Raw genomic sequence first — 18573 nt, 5'->3', positions numbered from 1 at the left:
AAAAGTTAAAAATTTGGCATGCGCTGTCAATACGCGCCGCTCCCTCCCGCGCGAGGATCGTTATTTCTGAGCACAGAGTCACACGCGCTGCAGCGCCCCGGCCGACACGAGAACGGTGACCGGCGCGCCACAAGGAGACCGCCATGAAAACCGGATACACCGTCGCCGTAATCGCGGCACTGGCGCTGAGCGGCGGCCTGCCACTGGCGCGCGCCCAACCCGCCACCCAGGCTGAACCCGAGGACGGCGCAGGGCAGGTCGCAGCGACTGCGACGACCCGCCAGGCCAACGCCGCGGTTGCCAAGAGCCTGGCCGACGACGACCGGGCCGACTTCAAGGATGCCGAGCGCGGCCTGATCGCACGCGATCCGAACCTCGTGATCGCCGACTCGGACGGCCATACGGTCTGGGACATGACCGCCTACGACTTCATCGAAGGCGACGCCCCGGATACCGTCAACCCGAGCCTCTGGCGCCAGGCCAAGCTCAACGACCTGCATGGCCTGTACAAGGTCACCGACCGCGTCTACCAGCTACGCGGCTACGACCTGTCGAACATGTCCCTGATCGAGGGCGACAGCGGCTGGATCGTGGTCGACCCGCTGACCACCGCCGAAACGGCCGCCGCGGGCTGGCGCATGGCCAAGGCCCACATCCTGGGCGACAAGCCGATCGTCGCCGTCATCTTCACCCATAGCCATATCGACCATTTCGGCGGTATCGAGGGCGTGCTCACTGCGGAGCAGGCCAAACGCGACAACGTGCGCATCATCGCGCCCAAGGGGTTCATGGCCGAATCGACCAGCGAAAACCTGCTGGCCGGGCCGGCGATGGGCCGGCGTGCGACCTATATGTACGGCGGCGCGCTGGCGCGCGGCCCGCGCGGGCATGTGGATTCCGGGCTCGGCAAGGCGCCGTCCAAGGGTCATTTCAGTATTCTCGCGCCCACGGACATCATCGACCACACCGGCCAGACGCTGACCGTCGACGGCCTCGAGTTCGACTTCCAGTACGCGCCCGAATCCGAAGCGCCCGCCGAGCTGACCTTCTATCTGCCCCAGGTCAAGGCCTTCTGCGGCGCGGAAATCGTCAGCCACACGCTGCACAACATCTATACCCTGCGCGGCGCGAAGGTGCGCGATGCGCTCAAGTGGAGCGACTATATCGACGAGGCGCTACAGCTTTACGGCAACCGGGCCGAGGTGGTGTTCAACAGCCACCACTGGCCGGTCTGGGGCCACGACACGATCGTGAACTATCTCAAGATCCAGCGCGACACCTACAAGTACATCCACGACCAGACGCTGCGCATGGCCAACGCCGGCTATACGCCGCGCGAGATCGCCGAACAGCTCACCCTGCCCGAATCCCTGGCCAAACCGTTCCACAACCGCGGCTACTACGGCACGGTCAGCCACGATTCAAAAGCGGTCTACCAGTGGTACTTCGGCTGGTTCGACGGTAACCCGGCCAATCTCGACCCGCTGCCGCCGACCGAAGCGGCGAAGAAGTACGTGGAATTCATGGGCGGCGCAGACGCCGTCGTCGACAAGGCACAGCAATCCTACGACGCGGGCGAGTATCGCTGGACCGCCGAGGTGCTCAATCAGGTGGTCTTCGCCGAGCCGGACAACGACGCCGCCAAAGCGCTTCTGGCCAAGACCTACGACCAGCTCGGCTATCGCGCCCAATCCGGGCCGTGGCGTGACGTCTATCTCACCGGTGCCAAGGAACTGCGCGACGGCGCCCAGGGCACCTCACTGGATATGTCGCGCGGCATCGGCTTGCTGCGCCAGGTGCCGATCGAGCGCTTCTTCGATGCCATGGCCGCGCGGCTGAACGGCCCCGAGGCCGCAAAGAGCGATCTCACCATCAACTTCGACTTCAAGGACCTCGGCGAGAATCACGTACTGACCATCGAGAACGGCGTGCTCCACCACTGGAAACGCCCGCTCGCCGACGATGCGAACGCCACCGTGCATCTCACCCACCCGGCGCTGCTCGCACTGATCGGCGGCAAGCTGTCACCGAAGCAGCTCAAGGTCGACGGCGACCGCGCCAGTCTCGGCCGCTTCTTCTCGCTGCTGCAGGCGCCCGATCGCGACTTCGCCATCGTCACGCCCTAGCCACGCCCGCCCGACACGCCGCCGCGGTTTTTCTCGCCGCGGCGGCGTTCCTTGTTCAACCGGCAGCCAGCCGCGGTCGCCCGCACTCGATCAACGCGGTGCGGCGCGCTGCATGCAGGCCTGCCAGCGCGCATACACCCGTTGGGCAAACCAGGCGGTGGTGAGGTTGCGCGTGATCTTCGGGCTCTCCAGTTCGATGCCAGGCAGAATCACGCGCTCGACCGGCGCGCCGGCCGCTTCATCGGCCAGGGCGTAAACCCGCTTGTATAACCGCGTGCGATCGAAGTCCGGGCCGTGGCCCTCGGTGAGATCGCGCCGGATCGGGCCTTCGTCCATATCCAGGCGATCCCGCAGCGATTTGGTCGCGCGTTCGGTATTGCTGATCGAGAACGCGCCGTAGGCGATCAGATCGCCGTCGAGCGCCAGATCGGTGCCGCTGAGCTGGCTCACCGCGCGCTGGAAGGCTGCGTTGCGGCTGGCGTACCAACCCGCGTTGTAGTCGGCAAAGCGATACAGCGGGCTCGGATAGTCCACTTCGTAACCGAGTAGATGGGCAATACCGAAATACAGCCCGCCACGGCGGCTGAATACTTCCTCGCGCACGGATTGCGCATCGTCGTAGGGATAATCCTCGCCGTGCTGCTCGGCGAAATCGATCGCCACCTGCATGGGCCCGCCGGTATGCACCGGATTGAAACCGCCGAAGAGCGTACTGCCCAGCGGCACGCGGTCGATGAAATCCTCGAACAGATCGCTCAGGTCATGCTCCGTGCGTACGGTGTCCAGGCGTTCGTCGTAGGTCCGGCCGTCGGAGGATTCCAGCCCCAGCGCCTTGTCGAGCAGGAAGTCGGGAATATGCGCCGCACGCGCCCGGCGCTCGATCTCGCCCCGGGCGATACGCGGCAAACCCGGCACCACCGGGTCGGCCCGATAGCTGGATTCCTGTGCGATCACGGCCAGCGTCGCGCACAGGTTGGGCGTCGACGCCTCGATGTTCTGGGCGGCGAACGCGGTTTCGATATCCGCGGCCCAGCCGGCGCGATCGGCCACGCTGGCCGGCATCAGCGAGACCAGCTCGGCACGCACCTCGTCGGCCGGGCGACGCGGCACCTCGGGCGTACGCAGCGTCGCGCAGCCCGCCAGCCACAGCGCGCTCAGAACCACCACCGTGCGCGCGGCACGCATACGAACAGAAATCGACATGAACGCGACTCTGCCCGAGCCGCGCCGCGGATGCGAGACCCGGCGTTGGGTCCAGCCGATCCGCGAGGCTAAGATGTGCGCACAGTTCGCCGGCTCGGCTCGTCCTTGCGCTCGTTTCGCTTCATCCATACCGCCGATATTCATCTCGACAGCCCCATGCGCGGTCTGTCGGATGACGTGCCCGGCGTGGCCGAACGGCTGCGGCTGGCCACGCGCGAAGCACTCACCGCACTGGTGGATGCGGCCATCGAGCGCGCGGTGGATTTCGTCGTCATCGCGGGCGATGTCTACGACGGCGACTGGCGCGATTATCAGACCGGCGTGTTCTTCGTGCGCCAGATGCACCGGCTGGCCGGCGAATCGATCCCCGTCTATCTGATCCACGGCAACCACGACGCCCAGAACCAGATGACACGCAGCCTGTCGCTGCCCGGCAACGTGCACGTGTTCTCGCCTGAGGCGGCCGAAACAAAGACCATCGAACACCTCGACGTGGCCCTGCACGGCATGAGCTATGCCGAACGCGCGGTGACCGACAATCTGGTGCCCGGCTACCCGGCGCCGGTGGCCGGCGTGTTCAATATCGGCGTGCTGCATACCGGCCTGGGCGGTCGCGGCGGGCATGCCAACTATGCGCCCTGCTCGCTCGACGAGCTCACCGCCAAGGGTTACGACTACTGGGCGCTCGGCCATGTCCACGGCGCCGAGGTGCTGGCCGAGCACCCGCATGTGGTGTTTTCCGGCAACCTCCAGGGCCGCTCGATCCGCGAGACCGGGGCCAAGAGTGCCTATGAAGTGATCGTGGAAGACGGGCGCGTCGCCGCGCTGCGGCCGATTCATTGCGATGTCGCCCGTTGGGCGGAGACGTCGATCAACGTCTCCGCCGCCGACGATTTCAACGATGTGATCGCCGCCATGCGCCGGGCGATCGAAACCGGCGCGGACGCGGTAGAAGGCCGGCTGCTTGCCGTGCGGCTGCATCTCACGGGCACCACCGCCCTGCACGACCAGCTCGCCGCTGCCCCGGAACGCCTGCTCGCCGAAGCACGCGCGGCCGCCGCCGGGCTGGGCACCGCCCAGGTCTATGTCGAGAAGATCAAACTGGCCACAGCGCCGCAGCTCGATGCCGCCACCCGCCGCGAACGCCAGGATGCGCTCGGCGAGCTGCAGCGCCTGCTGGACGATGCCGTGGACGATCCCTATATCCGCGAGATGATCGAGAAGGACGTCCGCCGACTGGCCGAACGCCTGCCGCACGAGATTCGCGAACACGCCGACGACGCCCTGCTACGCGCGGCCATCGACGGCGATACGGCCACGCTGATCCACGGCGCGGGCGATTATCTGCTCTCGCGTCTGGCCGCCGACGAGCGCGCGACGTGAGGTTCGCGGACCTCAATCTGCTCGCCTACGGCCATTTCACCGATCGGCGGCTGGCCTTCACGCGCGGCGAAACCGATCTGCATATCGTCTTCGGCGCCAACGAGGCCGGTAAATCCACCGCCCGCAACGCGATCGGCGATTTCCTGTTCGGCTTTCCCACCCAGACGCCGCTGAACTTCGTGCATGCCTACAACGCGCTGCGCATTGGCGCGCGTATCGAAACGGGCGACACCGAGATCGAGGCGATCCGCAAGAAAGGCCGCAAGAACACGCTGCTCGACGCCGAAGGCCAGGCCGCAAACGCGCTCGAAAGCGATCTCGAACGCCAGCTCGCCGGCGCCGACCGGGCGTTTTTCACCCGCATGTTCAGCCTCGATCACGAAGGTCTGCGCGAAGGCGGCGAGACGCTGGCCGCGGCGGATGCGAACGCCGATACGGCGCTGCTATCGGCCGGCTCCGGGCTGGCCGACGTGCTCGCCGAACGCGAGGCGCTGGTAGCGGAGGCCGACGGCCTGTGGTCACCCAACCCTTCGCAGAACCGGCGCTACTACCAGGCCGAGGCTCGGCTGAAGACGGCGGATACCGATATCCGCGAACACGAAGTCACGGTCGGCGACTGGCAGCGCCGGCGCGAGGCGTTCGAGGCCGCCGAAGCCCGCTACGAGGAACTGGCCGAACGCCGCCGCGCGCTCAATCATCAATGGCGCGAACTCGAACGCATTCGGCGCGTGGCCCAGCCGGCGCGGCGTTATCGCGAGATTGATGCCGAGCTGGCCGAACTCGGCGACACCCCGGCGCTGGACGCCGACGCGCGCCCGACGTTCGAGGCCGCGCGTGAGCGCATCGAATCCACCCGCGCGGCGATCGCCTCCATCGAAGACCAGATTGCGCGACTCGAGAGCGAAATCGAATCGCTCACCGACGACCCGGCGTTGCGCGAGGCAAACGAGGCGATCGAGCGCCTGGCCGAACAACGCGGCCAGATCGCTGCCGATCGCGAGCGCATCGCCGAGATCGACGATGAACAAGCCCGGCTGGCCCATGCCCTCGCCCAGGATCGTGCCGAACTGGGCTGGGCGGATGAGACCGCCGAATGGCCCACCGCGGCCGCCCTCGCCCGGGCCCGCCATCTCGCCGCCGACGAAGCCACCCGCCGCCAGAGCGTCGACCACGCCGCGGCCAATCTGGACGCCGCGCGCGAGGCCGATGCCAAACAGGCCGCCGAAGCCGAGGCGCTGGGCATGGCGGCCGACACCGATGCACTGGAAGCCTGGCTGGCTGCGGCCACCCGCGAAGGCGATCTCGAAACCGAGCGGCGCAGTGCCCAGAGCGATGTCGACCGGTTGAATCGCGATATCGAGCGGCGGCTGGCACATCTCAAGCCGGCGGTTTCCGACAGCGACACGCTGGCCGCGCTGCATGTGCCGGCCCGCGATCGGATCGATGAATTCGAGGCTGAAATCGCCGAGGCCGACGAGGCCTACAAGCGCCATGCGCAGCGCGCCGACGAACTGGCCGACGAAGTGGAACGCGCCCGCGACGCCCTCGCCCGGCGCCGCGCCGACGACGCGCTGCCCAGCGCCGAAGCCCTGGCCGAGACGCGCGCACAACGCGATGCGGCATGGCAGCTCGTGCGCCGTCGCTATGTCGAACAGCGCGAGCCCGATCTGTTCGACACGGCCGATACGCCGAAGCTCGACAAGACGGCCGAGAAGCATCCGGTCGACGCCTTCGAGCGCACCAGCCGCGAGGCCGACGACCTGGCTGATACCCGCTTCGAGCGGGCCGAGGCGATCGCCGACGACGCCGGGCGCCAGCGCCAGGTCGCCGAACGCGAACAGGCGCTCGAACAGGCCACGGCCCGGCGCGATGAAGCCAAGGCTCGGCTGGACGGCCTGCGCACCGAATGGGCCACGCTCTGGCTGGCCACGGAACTGCAACCCACCGGACCCGCCGCCATGCGCGACTGGCTCGATCGCCGCGATGCGGTGCTCGAGAAGCGCGCCGAGCGCATCGACGCCGAAGCCGCCCGCGACGAGCTGGCCGCGCGTATCGCCGAGCATCGGCAACGCGCCACGCCGCAGATCACCGCACTCGGCGTCAACGAAAGCCAGCTCGCCGAGGCCTCGCTTGCCGAGCTGATCGAACACGCCCGCCAGCTCGTCGAGCGCGAAAACCGGCGCCGCGACGAACGCCAGCGTCTACAACGCGAACGCAGCGAACAGGCGCGACGGATAGACAAGCTGCAGGCCGACTACGACGAAGCCAGGACAGCACTGGACGACTGGCAGCACGATTGGGCCGCCGCGCTGGCCGAACTGGGGCTGGGTGCGGAACTCGATGCCGCCGCCGGCCGGGCCGCGCTCGACGTACTGGACGCCGGCCACGAACGCGCCCGACAAAGCCGCGACCTGGCCGCCGAACGCAGCGACAAGCAGGACCGCCAGGCCCGCTTCGAGGACCGGCTCGCCCAGGTGCTGGAAGCCACCGGCCGCGAGGCCCGCGAAGGCGAGGCGGCCGAACAGACCGTACAGCGCCTCACCGCCGCGCTGCGCGAGGCCCAGTCGCAATACGACCGCCTCGAAACTCGTACAGCCGACCGCGCCGCCCATCGCGAACGCATCGCCGAACACGAGGCCACGCGCGAAGGGGCCGAACGCCAGCTCGACGCACTCGCCCGCCAGGCCGGCGTGGCCGACCCCGAGTCGCTGGAAACCGTCATCGCCCGCGCCGAACGCCGCCAGGCGCTGGCCTCCGAACACGCCGCTACGGCAGAAACACTGGCCGAACAGGGCGACGGCCAGCCGGTGGCAGACCTCATCGCAGCGGTCGAAGCCAGCGATCTCGATTCCCTGCGCGAACAGATCGATGCGCTGGCCGACCAGCTGGCCGATCTCGAAACCGAACTCGGCCCCGCCCGCGATGCCCGCAACGAAGCCCGCACGGAATTCGAAGCCATCGGCGGCGACGATCGCGCCGTAACCGCCGCGGCCGAGCGCCAGACCGCGCTCGCCGATATGGAGGACGCCGCCGAGCGCTACCTGCGCGTGGGCACCGCCGCGCTGCTGCTCAAATGGGCCGGCCAGCGTTATGCAATGGACAAGCAGCGCCCATTGATCGAGCGCGGCTCCGCGCTCATGAACCAGCTCACCGGCGGCTCCTTCGAACGGCTCACGGGTGAATTTGACGAGCGCGACGAACTGCAGATCGTCGGCGTACGGCCGGACGGCTCACGCGTGGCCCCCATCGGCATGAGCGAAGGCACGCGCGACCAGCTGTATCTCGCCCTGCGTATCGCCGCGATCGAGGATTATCTGGAACGCGCCGCGCCGCTGCCCGTGGTGGCCGACGATCTGTTCATCAACTTCGACGACGAACGCGCCATGGCCGGGCTCGACGCGCTGGCGGGGCTCGCCGAAAAGACCCAGGTGTTGTTCTTCACCCATCACCAGCATCTGCGCGATATGGCTACCGAACGGTTGGGCCCGCGGGTACACACGCATGACCTCTGACACCCACGAACTGAGCGCCCCGCTCGCACGGCTGGCCGAGGTGCTGCGCCCGCTGGCCGGCCAGCGCATCGCCTTGATCGCCCCCGCCGGCGGGGTCAAGAACGAACGTATCGATATCATGCTCACGGTGCTCGAGGCGGCGGGCATCGATGCGAAGCTGGGTGCCCACGCCCGCGATCACCACCGCTACCTTGCCGGCACCGCAGAGGCTCGCCTGGCCGATCTTCACTGGGCATTCGAGTTGCCCGATGTCGCTGCCGTCTGGTGCCTGCGCGGCGGCTACGGCAGCGCGCACCTGGTCGATCACATTGATTGGTCACGCATCCCGCGCGATATCCCGCTCATCGGCTTTTCAGACATCACCGTGCTGCTCGAAGCCTTTCGCCAGCACGGACGCGCCGGCATCCACGGCCCGGTCGCCACCCAACTGGCCATGCCCGGAGACACAGCCGAAGAACAAGAACAGCGCGCGGCCTCGATCGCATCACTGGTCGATCTGCTGCACGGCCGGGCGACTGATTGGTCACTCGCCTCGACGGCGGCCCCCACGACGGGCGTGGCCGGCCAACTGGTCGGCGGCAATCTGACCACACTCGCCAGCATGGTCGGCACCGCCGCCGCGCTGCGACTGGAAACGGATTCGATTCTGTTACTGGAAGACGTCGGCGAAGCCGAGTTCCGGCTGGAACGCAGTTTTCACCAGCTGATCGCGTCGCTCGACGAAGATCGCCTGAGGACCGTCTGCCTCGGCGTGTTCGAGGGGTGCGACCTCGCCGACGGGATGTCATCGCTGGCCGGGATCATCGGCGAATACACCGGCGCGCGCGGCATCGCGCTGTATCGCGGCCTCGCGGTCGGCCACGGCACGGTCAACCATGCCTGGCGTTACGCCGGCTTGGCGCGTATCGCCGATGCCCGGCTCACCTTTGCCGGCTGAGCTGCGAGTCGAGACCCGCAGCGGACTCAGCTCATATACATGCCGCCGTCGATATTGACGGTCTGGCCGGTCATATAAGCGTTGCGAGCCATGTGGACCACCATGTCGGCGATCTCGTCCACCCGGCCGAAGCGCTTGACCGGGATCAGGTCCGGGGTGATCGCGTCGTTGTGGGCGATCATGTCCGTTTCGATCAGCGCCGGCGCGATGGCGTTGGACGTGATGCCTTCGGTGGCGAGCATACGGGCATAGCTGCGCATGAGCCCGAGCTGGCCGGCTTTGCTGGCGGCGTAGTGCGGCCCGATCACACCGCCGATATGGGCAGCCACCGACGACATCATGATCAAGCGGCCCCAGCCGCGTCGGCGCATTGCCGGAAGCACGCGCTGCGACAGCAGGAAACAGCCGGTGAGATTGACTTGCAGGGTCTCGGCCCAGCGCTCGGCGTCGATCTCCTCGAGGGGATAGACCGGGTTGATGCCGGCATTGTTGACCAGGATCTCGACCTCGCCGAGCCTTGCCTCGACGGTATCGACCATGGCCGCGATCGCGCGGGATTCGGCGAGGTCGGCCTGTACGGCGAATGCGGTCCCGCCGGCCTGCTCGATCGTCTGTACGGCCGTTTCTGCGGCCTCAGGGGATTGGTGGTAGCCGAGCGCGACTCGGCAGCCCGCGCGGCCGAGCGCGATTGCCGCCGCATGCCCGATGCCGCGCGACGCGCCGGTCACCAGCGCCACGCGATTGTGAATGTCGTCCATTGCCGATCCGGATTGAAAACGATGGCCCAACGCTGGCGCGTACAGCGCCTGCGGTCAATCGCGATGGCCGCGGCGTGGCGGCACCGGAAAAGCCCGGCCCGCCGACCGGTCGTCGTTCAGCGCGCCCGTGCGGGCGTCAGTACGCGCTGCAGGAAATCCCGCGTCCGCGGCTCGCGCGGTTCGCTGAGCAGCTGAGCCGGCGGCCCCTGCTCGACGACCGCACCGCCGTCCATGAACACCACCCGATCGGCGACCTCGCGCGCAAACGCGATTTCGTGGGTGACCACGATCATGGTCATGCCGTCGTCGGCCAGGCCCCGCATCACCGCCAGCACCTCGCCGACCAGCTCCGGGTCCAGGGCGGACGTGGGCTCGTCGAAGAGCATCAGCGCCGGGTCCATCGACAACGCCCGGGCAATGGCCACGCGCTGCTGTTGGCCGCCCGACAGGCGTGCCGGATACGCATCGGTCTTGTCAGCCAGGCCCACGCGTTCGAGATTGGCACGGGCGATACGTTCGGCGGCGTCCCGCTTGTAGCCGGCCACGGTGGTCAGTGCCAGCATGCAGTTGGCCAGCGCGCTGTGATGCGGAAACAGGTTGAACTGCTGGAACACCATGCCGATATGGCGTCGAGCGGCATCGATATCGCAGTCCGGATCGGTCAGATCCTCGCCCTGCACGATCACCGCACCGGACTGCGGTCGCTCGAGCAGGTTCACGCAGCGTAGCAGCGTGGACTTGCCGGAGCCCGACGGTCCGATGACGCAGACGACCTCGCCGCGTTCCACGCAGAAGTCGATATCGTGCAGCACGTGGTGGGCGCCGAACGACTTGTTCAGCCCGCGGATGTCGACCAGCGACGGCGACGATGCGCTCATCGGCCACGTCCGGCCGCGGCTTCCATGCGGCGCACCAGAATCGACAATGGCAGCGTGATCAGCAGATAGCCCACACCCGCGACCACCAGCGGCGTGATGTTGACGTGGGTATTGGCCGCGGCCCGGCCGAACTTGGTCAGATCGAAATTGGCCGCTGACAGGCCGACGATGAACACAAGCGAGGAATCCTTGATGAGCATGATCAGCTCGTTGGTCAGCGGCGGAATCATGATACGGAAGGCCTGCGGCAGCGTGACACGACGCAGCGTCTGACCGGCCGACAGCCCGAGCGATCGTGCGGCCTCGATCTGGCCACGCGGCACCGCCAGGATGCCGGCACGGATGGTTTCGGCCATATAGGCGCTGCCGACAATACCGAGCGCGGCCCACACCGTGCCATACGGCGCCCATGGCATCACCAGACCCGGGAACGCCAGCGGCAGCAGCGAAAACGCCATGAACACCACCAGCGCCGGCAGCCCCCGGAAGAACTCGATATAGATCGTGGCCAGCCAGCGGTAGGGCCCGATCTCGGACAACCGCATCAACGCCAGTACGGTCCCGGCGACCAGCCCGAGCACGAACCCGCCGGCCGAATAGACGACGGTGTTCCATAGCGCGAGCCACAGGCCGTTGACGACTGTATCGACGATCAGTCCGGGCGCGAAGAAGGTGTGGCCGATGGTCGCCCAGTCGGCCATGAAGATCGCCCCGGCCACGAACAGGACCAGTACGGCGTACTGGATGGCGCGCACGCGCTGTGCGCGCCGGCGTGGACTCAGCCCGCGACGGGGCGTGCCACGCGTGTTGCGCTCGCTGGCCATCGCTAGTCCACCTGGCGAATCAGGACGCGTTGCCGGCGTCGTCGGCCTGGCTGGGGGCTTCGGCCTGGCCGGGCTTGTGACCGAACCACTGCTCGTAGATGCGATCGTAGGCACCGCTTTCACGAGCCTGGGCGATGAGCTTGTTCAAACGATCGACGAGCTTGCGGGCGTTGTCGTCGTTCTTCTCGGCCAGAAACCCGTAGTGTTCGCCGGTGTCGAGCTCCGCGGCGACCGCCGTGCCCGGATTGTCGGCCGCGTATTGGTAGAGCGGGCCGTTGTCGCCGATCGAGGCTGCGACCTGGCCGGCGCTCACGGCCGCGGTCTCAAGCGCCAGATCGTCGAACACGACCGTGGTATAGCCATATTGGTCGGCATGCTTGTTCGCATACAGCGCGCCGGTGGTGTCGGTCTGTATGCCGAGCCGCTTGCCCTTGAGATCGGCCAGCCCGGAAATGCCGCTGTCATCCTTGACCAGCAGGGCCTGCGTGGCATTGAAATAAGGGTCGGAGAACAGCACGGCTTCGGCGCGCTCGGGCGTGATCGTCGCCCCGCCCATGGCGATATCGCACTTGCCGGCAGCGAACACCGCGCCCGAGGTGATCTGGTTCCAGTCCATGCTTACGACCTTTTCCTCGACACCGAGGTCGTCGGCAAGCAGCTTGAGGATATCCACGTCGAAGCCGACCACATCGCCGTCGCGGGTGAACTGGAACGGCTTGTAGGGAAGATGAGTACAGACCGTCAGAGCGTCGGCCTGGACTAGATGGATGCCGTCGACGGTCGCGCCTTCGTCCTGGCTGCAACCGGCCATGGCCAGCGCGACCAAACCGGCGACAAGCAGCGCTGCCGACCGGGCCCACCGGATATTCATCGTATTCACCAAACCATTTCCCCGACGATCGTGAAAAGCAGACAAGACGCGATTCTGCCATAGCCGCGCCCGGCGCCGTGGCCACGTGCGATTTGCAGACCGTGGCGATTGAGCCAACCATGACGGGCATGACCGATGCACAACCCTCCCGCGCAGAACTCACCGCTCGTCTGGATGCCATGGAAGCCGAGACGCGGCACTATCTCGACGCCAGTCGCGACAGCGGCGAAGCGGTAGAACTGGACCAGACCCGTCAGGGCCGGCTGTCGCGCATGGACGCGCTACAGGCCCAGGCGATGAGCCGCGCCGCGCGCCAACGGGCCAACCAGACCCTGACGCGTATCGCTGGCACGCGGAAACGTCTGGATAGCGACACGTTCGGACTGTGCACGGACTGCGACGAACCGATCGCGGCGCCCCGTCTGAAACACGACCCTACGGTACTGCGCTGTCTGGACTGTGCGTCCGCTACGGAATGAACGCCGCCGCTGCAGCCGCCGTTCGCAACCATCCAGCACACGCGCGCCGAAGCTGACCTGTTGCGCGTGAGCGTGGCGGCCGCCGGCGCCGCCTTGGCGAGCCATCTTTGTAACCGTCTTGCCGGGGCATGAGCGCCGCGGTTGCCAGTGGGAACACGGCAGGCCTAAACTTCTCGCGCGGAAAAGACTGTATGGCGCAGGGGCAGCCTGGATCGTACCGATTTCGCGCATAACAACAGATCGCCGGGGGCGGTCGTGAACCGCTCGGCCCACCGAGCGGCCACACCGGGCGCCCAGTGCCTACCGATGCAGGGGAGAATCATGTCGAACAAATGGATGCGTCTCGCGGCCGTACTGTGTCTGACGACACTGATGAGCACGCCGGCGCTGGCGCTCAAGTCCCAGTACAAACTGTCCATGGTGGTCGGGCCCAACACCGCCTGGGGCATGGGCGCACAGCGCTTCGCCGATCTGGTCAAGGAGCGCACCGACGGCCGGATCAACATCAAGGTCTACTATTCCGGCGCTCTGTTCGCCGGCCACCAGACCAACGAGTTCACCCTGTTGCGACAGGGCGTGGCTGATTTCTCCCTGGCCTCGACGATCAACTGGTCGCCGCAGGTCAAAGAGCTGAACCTCTTTTCCCTGCCGTTCTTCTTTTCCCAGCCGGGCAGCCTGGACGCGGTCGTCCATGGCAAGACCGGCGAGCAGATCTTTGCCCGTCTGGAGCAACTGGGCGTCCAGCCGCTCGCGTGGGGCGAAAACGGCTATCGCCAGCTGACCAATAGCCAGCGCGCGATCGTCAAACCCGACGACCTGCACGATCTGAAGATCCGCGTGGTGGGCTCGAAGCTGTTCATCGACACCTTCCAGGCGTTGGGCGCCAATCCGACCGCCATGCCCTACTCCGAGGCGCTGACCGCGCTCCAGCAGGGCGTGGTCGACGGCCAGGAAAACCCGGTGGCGGGCGTGATCGTGCCCTACAAGCTCTGGCAGTACGGCCAGAACCAGCTGACCGTATGGAACTATGTGGTCGACCCGCTCATCTATGCGGTGAACGGCCGTGAATGGCGAGCCTTTCCCGACGATATCAAGCAGGCGATCCGCCGGTCCGCCGAGGATGCCGCGCAGTATCAGAAGGCGCTGGCCCGCGTGGGCCTGGACGACGGCGCCGCGCTCGCCTGGCTGAAAGAGCACGACGAGGTGCCGGACGTCACCGACCCATACGCAGTGCTCGAGGAAAACGGCGTCACCATCACTCGGCTGAGCGACGATCAGCTGGCCGCCTTCAAGGCCAAGGTGGCCCCCGTGGTCGACCAGTGGACAGACACCATCGGCGCCAAGCTGGTTGATACCGCGCGCACCGATCAGCAGCAGGCGCGCTAGCCGGTGTCGGATTCGTCTGCCGTGTCTTGTGGCCGCGTCGCGATCGCGACCGGCCACGGACTCTGGCGCGGACGAGATGAAACGCCGGCCGAAATAGCGAGCCGGCCGGCGTGATCGCAGCGCGCTGGGTCGATCGGCTCGAGGAGGGTCTGGCTGCCCTGGTGCTCGCCGCCATGGTCACGCTGGCGTTCGCCAACGTGCTGACGCGCTACCTGCTGCATTACCCACTGGCGGCTTCCCACGAGATCATCGTCAATGCCTTCGTATGGCTGACCCTCATCGGTATCGCCATCGGCCTGCGCGAGGGCGGCGAAGGCGCGCACATCCGCTTCGTTGCAGCCACGGAATTCCTGCCGGAGCCACTGCGCCGGGGCGCCGTCGTCTTCGGCTTCGTCGTCACAGCGGGGCTGTTCGCCGTGCTGGCCTGGCTGAGTTACTACCAGCTCGCCGACGATCTGCTGCTGGGCATGACCTCGCCGGCGCTCGGCTGGCCGAACTGGATGTATACCGGGCCGACGCCGGTGCTCTCGGCCTGGGTGGCCGTGCGCGCCCTGCTGGGCGCGGCCGCTGTCTGGCGCCGGGGCTGACGTTCAGGCCATGCCGCACTGGGCACTGATTGCGATCTTCGCACTGCTGCTGATCCTGCGCGTGCCGGTCGGCGTGGCGCTGGGTGCGGCCGCAGTGTTCGTGATCTGGCAGGCCGATCTGGGCGTGGGCATCGTGTCGTTCAATTTTCAGGCCGGCATCGCCAACTTTCCGCTGCTGGCGATACCGTTTTTCATCCTCGCCGGTGCGATCATGGACCGGGCTGGCATCGCCCAGCGCATCGTGGCTCTGGCCATGGCGATGTTCGGCCAGCGCGGCAGCAGTGCCGCGATCACCACGCTGGTCGTGGCGATGTTCTGGGGCGCGGTGTCCGGCTCCGGGCCGGCGACGGTGGCCGCTCTCGGCCCGATCCTGATCCCGATGATGACCCGCCAGGGCTACGGACGCCCGTTCGGCGGCGCACTGGTAGCGGCGGCCTCGGAAGTTTCGATCATCATTCCCCCGTCGATCGCGTTCATCATCTACGCCACCATCGTGTCCGGCTCGGTGGCCGAACAGTTCGTGGCCGGCATCATTCCCGGCATGCTCACCGGCCTGCTGCTGGGCGTGGCCGCGATCATCACGGTACGCATGCGAGGCTGGGGCCGGACTGACGCCAGCGACACGCCGCCGCGCGGTACCGCACGCGCCGTCCGCGATGCTTTCTGGGGGCTGATGACGCCTGTCATCATTCTGGGCGGTATCTACGGCGGGCTGTTCACGCCCACCGAAGCCGCCGCCGTGGGTGTGTTCTGGGCGCTGTTCGTGGGTGTATTCATCTATCGCAGCCTGGGTTGGCGCGATATCCATGCCACGCTCGTCAGCTCGGCGGTATCCAGCGGCGTTATTCTGCTGATCGTCGCCTGGGCAGGCCTGTTCGCCTGGGCCGCCGACACCGTCGGGTTGGTGGACACACTGAGCAATGCCCTGCTGTCGATCGCAGATAACGGCGCCTGGTTCTTGCTGCTGCTCAATCTGATGTGGCTGGTGCTGGGCATGCTCATGGATGCAATCAGCATCTATTACCTGACCCTGCCGGTGCTGATCCCGGTCATGCAGCAGCTCGGCTGGGATCCGGTCTGGTTCGGCGTGATGATGACGCTGAACCTGGCCATCGGCCAGATCACTCCGCCCGTGGCAGTGAACCTGTTCGTCAGCGCGCGCGTCAGCGGCGAGCCGATCGAACGAATCTGGGTGGCGATCGTGCCGTTCCTGCTCGCCTCGCTGGTCGCGCTGGCGCTGATCACCTGCCTGCCGTGGCTGAGCCAGATCCTGCCAGAACTGTTCTACCGCTAGCCCCGGCTCGGGCGCAATTCCGGCCGACGACTTTGCCGCAGCCTGCGAAAGCGCGCAGGCTAGCGTCCATTGCTCTGAAAAGCCGACGATAGATGCCCGATACATCCGCACTCGACACCGCCCTGCTGCAGCTGGGCCAGGCCCGCCAGACCGATCCGGCGATTCCTGCCCACGGGGTACTTGCCGCCGCTGCCACGGTACTGGCCGAACCCGGCGGCGCCCAGGTGCTCTACGAGCGCGTATCCAAGTTCGAGTCGGCGGGCGTGTTTTCGGGCACGGACTGGGCGCGGCCCTCGATCCTGCAGCCGGCGCTGGCCCGCCGCTCGCTGCGCGCCGGCGATGCCCATATCACCGTGATCGAATCGCTCAGCGAACTGCGTCTGCTGGCCGTAGCCGCCGGCGACTATGAACACCCGGGCATCAGCGCCGAACGAGCCGAGCATTTCATAAAACAGGTCATGGCACTGAACCTGGACCTGCTGTCCGGGCAGCTCACCGAATCCGATCGCGAACGCGAGCCCGAGCTCACGCGAGCCGTCCAGAACCTGTATGCCTTTCTGGTCGAGCGCATGGGCTACGAGAACATCCTCGACAGCCTCGTCGCCGAGGTGTGGCGGATTCTCGACCAGCGCCCTATCGACGTATCCAGCGCCCGAACCATGGTCGTACAGATCGCCCAGTGTCTCTACGGTCGTTCCCTGGAAACCGACAACCCGGACGCGGCGCGGCTGGTCGACTGCCTGTTTGCGCCCACCCCTGGCTGTCGCGAGGATCCGGGCATCGAGCTGTATGCCGAACGCCTGGCCGCCATGCAGCCGGGCGCGCTGTCCGACGAAGCCCACGGCTTCGCCCAGGCCATGCACGACAGCGGCCTGACATCGGTCTATCACGCGGTTTTCCTGCGCCATCTGCGCAGTCTTGGCGAAGAAGGCGACGAGCTGATTCCGATCGCGCTCGGACTGAGCACGACAGGCCGCGATGTACTGCTGTGCTACCAGGCGCTGGTGCATACGCTCATCGACGAAGCCGTGCATGTCGAAACCGCCGAGGCCATTTACGGGCTGGCACGACTGATCGAACGAGCGGTGCTTTATTCGGCGCCGGTCGCCGCCGGGCTGTGGCGACAGATTCAGCTGCCGCTGTCGGCCGAAACCGCCGACATGCTGACACAGGCCTTTGGACCCGCTCACAAACCGCGCGTGTATCTGCTGGCCGGCGTGCTCAAGCTGCTCGGCCAGCCGCTGGGCGTCGGTCAGGGCAACAATCCGACCTGCCAGTCGGTGATCGGGCTGTCGATGTGGGCCGATAACGACCCCGACTATCTGCTGCAGCTGATCGCCTGGGCCGCTCGTGACGACGAGATCCTCATCCGTTTCGAAGGCGAGACCGTCTCATCCAAGGGCCTGGACGCCGGTCTGGCCAAACAGCGGCCGCTCGATGTCGATGCCGTTTCGATGGTGCTGGTACCGCATCTCGACCGAATCTATATCGAGATGGGACGGCTCTGCGGAGCGCGCGACGACGACCTGCATCGCTGGATCAACCCGGCGTTCTACGGCTGGTGGGTCGGCCAGGGCTTTCGCACCGTCGCCCACCATGTCACCGGCAAGATCGAACACCACGACGACTTCATCCGTCAGTTCTATGCCAGTTACCACCCGTACTACAACGGCAATCTGCCGGTGATCCACCCGCAGCCGGCCGGCATCGCGGTCACCGACAGCGCAGCGCGTTATGTCGGCCGTCATGCCATCACTATCCTGCGCGTCGGGCTGGACCCGAACCACAAGATGCGCGTGTATTTCTACAACCCAAACAACGACAGCGGCCAGGACTGGGGCCAGAGCATCGTTACCGCGACCCGCGGCCACGGAGAAATCGCGGGCGAGGCCAGCCTGCCGTTCGCGCAGTTCGCCTCGCGGTTGTTCGTATTCCACGACGACCCTCTGGAAAAGGGCGACGCACAGGCCGTACCGGACGACGAGATCGAACAGGTCCTCGCGCTGGCAGGCGAAAGCTGGGGCCAGGCCTTCTGAATCACCGGCCGAATCCCGACTCGACCAACCGGCCATCCCCTGGGGCAACGCCTCGAACGCAGGTGCGACCACGACACCGAGCCGGGTCCAGCCTGTACGCTCATGCGCATCGCCTGGCCATTGCGAGCAGGCCGGCCCGCTGATTCCACACCACCCGGCACCGTGCCCCGCGGCGATCGCGCTCCGATAGCGCCCGGATCGCGTGGCGCGGCGCGCCTGGAACCGGCTGTACGCCACCGGCCGGGCTCGTACGAAACCCCGACAAGCCCTAGCATGGTCGCCCCTGTCTTCAATGCGCG

14 protein-coding genes are annotated in these 18573 nt (G+C 66.9%); 9 read left to right on the top strand and 5 right to left on the bottom strand.

Annotation, left to right across the window (positions count from 1 at the left end):
• Positions 1-143: 143 nt before the first annotated feature.
• Positions 144-2126 carry an alkyl/aryl-sulfatase gene (locus T31B1_RS12080; protein ID WP_353249760.1) on the top strand — a complete coding sequence of 661 codons (1983 nt, stop codon included), beginning with the start codon at positions 144-146 and terminating at the stop codon, positions 2124-2126.
• A 90-nt stretch (positions 2127-2216) separates the two neighbouring features.
• Here T31B1_RS12080 and T31B1_RS12075 read toward each other — a convergent pair whose 3' ends face one another.
• Positions 2217-3311, bottom strand: coding sequence for a DUF1615 domain-containing protein (locus T31B1_RS12075; protein ID WP_353250275.1), 1095 nt, complete (start codon positions 3309-3311; stop codon positions 2217-2219).
• 93 nt (positions 3312-3404) lie between these two features.
• Between T31B1_RS12075 and T31B1_RS12070 the strand changes: the two genes are divergently transcribed.
• From T31B1_RS12070 to T31B1_RS12060, 3 genes are read left to right on the top strand one after another with little or no spacing between them, the layout of a single operon-like run.
• Positions 3405-4712 (top strand): metallophosphoesterase family protein, encoded by a 1308-nt coding sequence (locus tag T31B1_RS12070; protein WP_353249759.1) that lies wholly within the window; start codon positions 3405-3407, stop codon positions 4710-4712.
• Positions 4709-8224: an ATP-binding protein gene (locus T31B1_RS12065; protein ID WP_353249758.1), complete on the top strand. Its 3516-nt coding sequence runs from the start codon at positions 4709-4711 to the stop codon at positions 8222-8224. The genes T31B1_RS12070 and T31B1_RS12065 overlap by 4 nt, the downstream gene beginning before the upstream one ends.
• Complete coding sequence (locus T31B1_RS12060) at positions 8214-9161, top strand: S66 peptidase family protein (protein ID WP_353249757.1); 948 nt, start codon at positions 8214-8216, stop codon at positions 9159-9161. Before T31B1_RS12065 ends, T31B1_RS12060 begins: the two co-directional genes overlap by 11 nt.
• Positions 9162-9187: 26 nt before the next feature.
• On the opposite strand, the gene T31B1_RS12055 is transcribed toward T31B1_RS12060, so the two are convergent.
• The 4 genes from T31B1_RS12055 to T31B1_RS12040 form a co-directional block, all read right to left on the bottom strand.
• Positions 9188-9919: an SDR family NAD(P)-dependent oxidoreductase gene (locus T31B1_RS12055; protein ID WP_353249756.1), complete on the bottom strand. Its 732-nt coding sequence runs from the start codon at positions 9917-9919 to the stop codon at positions 9188-9190.
• Between the two features lie 116 nt (positions 9920-10035).
• The gene (locus T31B1_RS12050; RefSeq protein WP_353249755.1) at positions 10036-10797 is read right to left on the bottom strand and encodes an amino acid ABC transporter ATP-binding protein; all 762 of its coding nucleotides are present in this window, start codon (positions 10795-10797) and stop codon (positions 10036-10038) included.
• On the bottom strand, positions 10794-11621 hold the full coding sequence (locus tag T31B1_RS12045; protein ID WP_353249754.1) for an amino acid ABC transporter permease: 828 nt from the start codon (positions 11619-11621) through the stop codon (positions 10794-10796). Before T31B1_RS12045 ends, T31B1_RS12050 begins: the two co-directional genes overlap by 4 nt.
• Before the next feature lie 19 nt (positions 11622-11640).
• Complete coding sequence (locus T31B1_RS12040; protein WP_353249753.1) at positions 11641-12492, bottom strand: transporter substrate-binding domain-containing protein; 852 nt, start codon at positions 12490-12492, stop codon at positions 11641-11643.
• 119 nt (positions 12493-12611) lie between these two features.
• On the opposite strand from T31B1_RS12040, the gene T31B1_RS12035 reads away from it, so the two are divergent.
• The 5 genes from T31B1_RS12035 to T31B1_RS12015 all read left to right on the top strand — a co-directional run bounded on the left by T31B1_RS12035 (position 12612) and on the right by T31B1_RS12015 (position 18274).
• Positions 12612-12971 (top strand): TraR/DksA family transcriptional regulator, encoded by a 360-nt coding sequence (locus T31B1_RS12035; RefSeq protein WP_353249752.1) that lies wholly within the window; start codon positions 12612-12614, stop codon positions 12969-12971.
• Between the two features lie 321 nt (positions 12972-13292).
• Positions 13293-14357, top strand: coding sequence for a DctP family TRAP transporter solute-binding subunit (locus T31B1_RS12030; protein WP_353249751.1), 1065 nt, complete (start codon positions 13293-13295; stop codon positions 14355-14357).
• Between the two features lie 110 nt (positions 14358-14467).
• Positions 14468-14944 (top strand): TRAP transporter small permease, encoded by a 477-nt coding sequence (locus T31B1_RS12025; RefSeq protein ID WP_353249750.1) that lies wholly within the window; start codon positions 14468-14470, stop codon positions 14942-14944.
• 10 nt (positions 14945-14954) lie between these two features.
• The gene (locus T31B1_RS12020; RefSeq protein ID WP_353249749.1) at positions 14955-16238 is read left to right on the top strand and encodes a TRAP transporter large permease; all 1284 of its coding nucleotides are present in this window, start codon (positions 14955-14957) and stop codon (positions 16236-16238) included.
• A gap of 92 nt (positions 16239-16330) precedes the next feature.
• Entirely contained in the window at positions 16331-18274 is a 1944-nt protein-coding gene (locus T31B1_RS12015) for a hypothetical protein (protein WP_353249748.1), read from the top strand.
• Positions 18275-18573: the final 299 nt, after the last annotated feature.

Origin of the sequence: Salinisphaera sp. T31B1 (genome assembly GCF_040361275.1) — a bacterium.
Classification (GTDB): Bacteria; Pseudomonadota; Gammaproteobacteria; order Nevskiales; family Salinisphaeraceae; genus Salinisphaera.
This window is presented reverse-complemented; position numbering and strand designations above follow the sequence as displayed.